3 protein-coding genes and 2 pseudogenes are annotated in these 4,345 nt (G+C 37.6%); all 5 read left to right on the top strand.

Features of this window, described 5'->3' with window-relative positions; all coding sequences use genetic code 11:
* A partial coding sequence (locus AFK68_RS08365; RefSeq protein WP_143437686.1) for a LuxR C-terminal-related transcriptional regulator occupies nucleotides 1–100 on the top strand: 100 nt, incomplete at its 5' end.
* Between the two features lie 506 nt (nucleotides 101–606).
* A pseudogene (locus tag AFK68_RS08360) lies at nucleotides 607–1,121 on the top strand (NYN domain-containing protein).
* Nucleotides 1,122–1,913: 792 nt separating this feature from the next.
* The gene (locus AFK68_RS08355; RefSeq protein ID WP_094672336.1) at nucleotides 1,914–3,539 is read left to right on the top strand and encodes a 2-isopropylmalate synthase; all 1,626 of its coding nucleotides are present in this window, start codon (nucleotides 1,914–1,916) and stop codon (nucleotides 3,537–3,539) included.
* 426 nt (nucleotides 3,540–3,965) lie between these two features.
* Entirely contained in the window at nucleotides 3,966–4,100 is a 135-nt protein-coding gene (locus tag AFK68_RS41305) for an element excision factor XisI family protein (protein WP_246844073.1), read from the top strand.
* 12 nt (nucleotides 4,101–4,112) lie between these two features.
* A pseudogene (locus tag AFK68_RS41300) lies at nucleotides 4,113–4,310 on the top strand (element excision factor XisI family protein); the annotation flags it as partial.
* Nucleotides 4,311–4,345: the final 35 nt, after the last annotated feature.

Here is a 4,345-nt window from a genome sequence, read left to right as displayed (position 1 = left end):
AAGAACGATTGAGAGTCATGTGAGCAATATGCTTGGTAAAACGGGTCTGCATAATCGGACAGAGTTAGCTCGTTGGGCGATTGAAAGTAAGAAGGCTTAGATATAACTCCCCAGCAATTTATCAGGGTGTAAGTTTTTATCTGTGTAATTTTTTTACAACAAGGGCTGTAATTTTATACTGCCCAAAATTTTCTATATTCATAATTTTGCATACATAGCTTTTATTAAGTCAATTATTTTTGATTTGGCTAAATTTTAGATATTAGATTAATCAAATATTAACTTATGGCCTTGATTAAAAGTTAAGGTCTTGTATGGAAGTGTAGCAGGAGATCAATAAATTTAACAGGCATCAAAAGGAATATATTGTACCGAAAAAAGCCTGAAATCTAGAATACTGAACTGCTAAGTTCATTAAAATTATGGGTAGAGAAAAATATTATTTGTTTATAATATAAGGGTAATTTTTGGCAGTTTAAATATGAAATATGCAAGAAATAATCTAAGTTTTCAGAGACTCAATAGACTTACATTAATGATAAAAATATTGCTAGAGTAATGGATTTAGCCTGAATTATCTAAAACCAATATTAAACTTAAGTTTCTATGAAAAATTCCATGAACCGTCTTTCTATATTTGTTGACGGTAACAATATGTTTACGCTCAACAAAAAAATGGTTGGTTTTTTGACCCGAGAAGAGTATTAGAATACTTTAACAAACCAGAAGTAAAATTAATAAATGCTTTTTGGTATACAGGTTTAAAAGACCCGCAAGATCAAAGAGGATTCCGAGATGCTTTAATTAGTTTGGGTTATACAGTACGCACTAAAATATTGAAAGAATATTATGATGATGTTTCGGGTCGCTATTCTCAAAAAGCTAACTTAGATATTGAAATTGTTGTAGATATGTTTAATACAGTAGACCAATATGATGAAGTAGTTTTGTTTAGTGGAGATGGAGATTTTGAAAGAGCTATTGAATTATTGCGGTCTAAAAATACTCATATTACAGTTGTATCAACAGAAGGAATGATTGCTAGAGAATTGCGCAATGCTACAGACCAATATGTAGACTTAAATAATATTCGTGACCAAATAGAAAAAGCAGAATATTAATGAATAAGGAATAAGGAATAAGGAAAAAACCTAAATTTATTTCCAGACTTAGATATCTTCTAGAAGACTAGAAAAAATTAGACCAATTTATGTTTAATTCTAGCTATATTAACTACCCTTTAAGGGAAAATTCAAGGTCAGCATTTATCTAGCTTACATTCAGCTTTTACCATTTTTCAATGGTGATAGATTTTAGAAGCTGTTGGGAAAGTGCTGTATGAAACGGATGAATCCGCACAAACCTAACTGTCCTAACGCCTTCCCTGCTAAGGAAAGGAGGTTCAAAAGTCTATATCCTTATAGGATAGAGGCTTTTATGAGTTTACAAACAGTTTCTTAGATAGGTATTTTGTACCCCGGTCATTATTGCTCAATCTATCAATAACTACTGGACTGACACACCTTAAATGGTGCATTAGAAAATGGCGGATGGGGTGATGGGGAAATAGGGTGATGGGGTGAGGCGCGAAAAAATCTAATGCACAGTTTTAGCTGTGTCAGTCTACTACTAGACTGTTTCATCTTAAATGATGCAATAGATGTAGGTTGGGTTGAGGGACGAAACCAAACAACAATCTTTCTCCCGTACGGACGCCCTTATGCAACGTCCCTACCCTACTCCCCTACTCCCCTACTCCCTAATGCACAGTTTTAGCTGAAACAGTCCACTACACTAAATTCTGACTTCTATGGACAAGCTTGCTAATGACTGATAGCTAACAGCTAAATGCTGAAAATTTAAGATATAAAAAAGTTGTAGGCTAATTGCTCTAAACTACAAGGAAAAAAACAATGACCACCAGTCAAGACCGAATTATTATTTTTGATACTACCCTCCGGGATGGAGAACAATCTCCTGGTGCAGCTCTTAATATAGATGAAAAATTAACCATTGCTCGACAACTATCTCGCCTCGGAGTAGATGTAATTGAAGCTGGTTTCCCATACTCTAGTCCAGGAGATTTTGAGGCAGTACAAAAAATTGCTGAGACAGTAGGTGTAGAAAATGGCCCAACTATCTGCGGTTTGGCAAGAACAACCCGTGCAGATATTGAGGCAGCAGGTAAAGCGCTTAAACCAGCAGCAAAAGGACGTATTCATACTTTTATTGCCACTTCCGATATTCACTTGGCCTACAAACTTAAGAAAACTAGAGCAGAAGTATTAGAGATTGCTCCAGAAATGGTGGCCTATGCCAAAACCTTTGTAGATGATGTAGAATTTTCTCCGGAAGATGCAGGTCGCTCCGACCCAGAATTTCTTTATCAAGTATTAGAATTGGCGATCGCTGCTGGAGCTACTACTGTTAATATTCCTGACACTGTAGGTTATACGACTCCTGCTGAATTTGGGGCACTCATCCGGGGTATTAAGGAAAATGTACCGAATATTGACCAAGCTATTATTTCAGTTCACGGTCACAACGACCTCGGTTTGGCAGTTGCTAACTTCCTGGAAGCAGTGAAAAATGGCGCTCGTCAGTTAGAATGTACTATTAATGGTATTGGTGAACGTGCTGGTAATGCTGCTTTGGAAGAGTTGGTTATGGGGTTGCACGTTCGGCGACAATATTTCAATCCATTTTTGGGTCGCCCACCGGAGTCAGAAGCACCACTGACTAATATTAATACGCAGCACATTTACAAAACATCTCGTCTGGTTTCTAATTTGACTGGAATGTTTGTGCAACCAAACAAAGCTATTGTTGGTGCTAATGCTTTTGCTCACGAGTCAGGTATTCACCAAGATGGGGTACTTAAAAATAAACTGACTTATGAAATTATGGATGCTCAGTCTATCGGGTTGACAGATAACCAGATAGTCTTGGGCAAACTTTCCGGTCGTCATGCTTTCCAAACTCGCTTGCAAGAACTTGGGTTTGAACTCTCAGACGAAGAAATTAATAAAGCGTTCATCAAATTCAAAGATTTGGCAGACAAAAAGAAAGAAATCACAGATTGGGATTTAGAATCGATTGTTAATAGCGAGGTTCGACAACCACCCGAACTGTTCCGCTTGGAGTTTGTGCAGGTTTCCTGTGGCGATCGCTCTCGTCCTACGGCGACAGTTAGTATTCGTACTCCTGATGGAGAAGAATTGACTGATGCTGCCATTGGTACTGGTCCTGTGGATGCTGTGTACAAGGCAATTAACCGAGTAGTGAATGTACCGAATGATTTAATTGAGTTTACTGTCCAGTCGGTAACTGCTGGTATTGATGCCATTGGAGAAGTGACTATTCGCTTGCGCCATGAGGGGCGAGTTTATTCTGGTCATTCTGCCAATACAGATATTATTGTGGCATCTGCTGAGGCTTATGTAAACGCTTTAAATCGGTTGTATGCAGCTTTGCAAAGTGATGTAGAGAAAATACATCCGCAAAAGAGTCAACCTGTGGAAGTAGTAGCTGGTAGTTAATAGATAGTTTCTGTAGTAGACCGACACAGCTAAAATGGTGCGTTACGACGGATTGCTGAATCCCTCTCATAATCTGAATTTAAGCCGTCTTTTCATGTCCGCTCTTAGCGGAAACACACCCTACAATTTTGCACAAAATTAGGTGTGTCAGTCCAGTAGGGTGCGTTAGCGGGTAGATAAATTATACTTAGTTCGAGTTAATGTTATTCCCGCGTAACGCACCTTATTACTGATTAGAATTGCAAGTCGCTTGATAATATCCAAGAACATTATATTATGTCCGGTTGTTATAATTAGGCTAGTAGTAGAGCTTCAGCCCACTTTGCTATATCGGGCTAAAGCCCTACTACAAACCAATACTTTAGTAATGAATAATTTGCCCATGAAATTGTTGGTTGTAGATTTAGAAAAAGTCGAGGTTTTACAATGGATACCCCAAAGACCTATAGAGAAATCGTCAAACAAGTAATTGGGAAATATGCTAAATTATGTCCTTCTCATGGAAATATTAGATTAGATACTGTTTTTGATGAACAAAGCGATAGAACTCCGTTCCGCTGACGCGATCGCTATGCTCTGATGCAAGTAGGATGGAACAGAGGCAAGCGAGTTAGAGGAAATATTATTTATATTACTTTAGGAGAGGGAAAAGTCTATGTTGAATATGATGGTATAGAACAGGGAATTACTCAAGATTTAATAGACCAAGGCATTCCTCAGAATAATATAATTTTAGAACATTTATGGGAAATGAATAAGATACTGCACTGATAACTGATAACTGATGACTGATAACTGAAATTGCA

This window comes from Hydrocoleum sp. CS-953, from assembly GCF_002260545.1.
GTDB lineage: Bacteria > Cyanobacteriota > Cyanobacteriia > Cyanobacteriales > Microcoleaceae > Trichodesmium.
This window is presented reverse-complemented; position numbering and strand designations above follow the sequence as displayed.

What these genes read in the sequence shown, in the direction of transcription:
- AFK68_RS41305 (WP_246844073.1), top strand. Translation starts at nt 3,966, where the DNA reads ATGGATACCCCAAAGACCTATAGAGAAATCGTCAAACAAGTAATTGGG.
- AFK68_RS08355 (WP_094672336.1), top strand. Translation starts at nt 1,914, where the DNA reads ATGACCACCAGTCAAGACCGAATTATTATTTTTGATACTACCCTCCGG.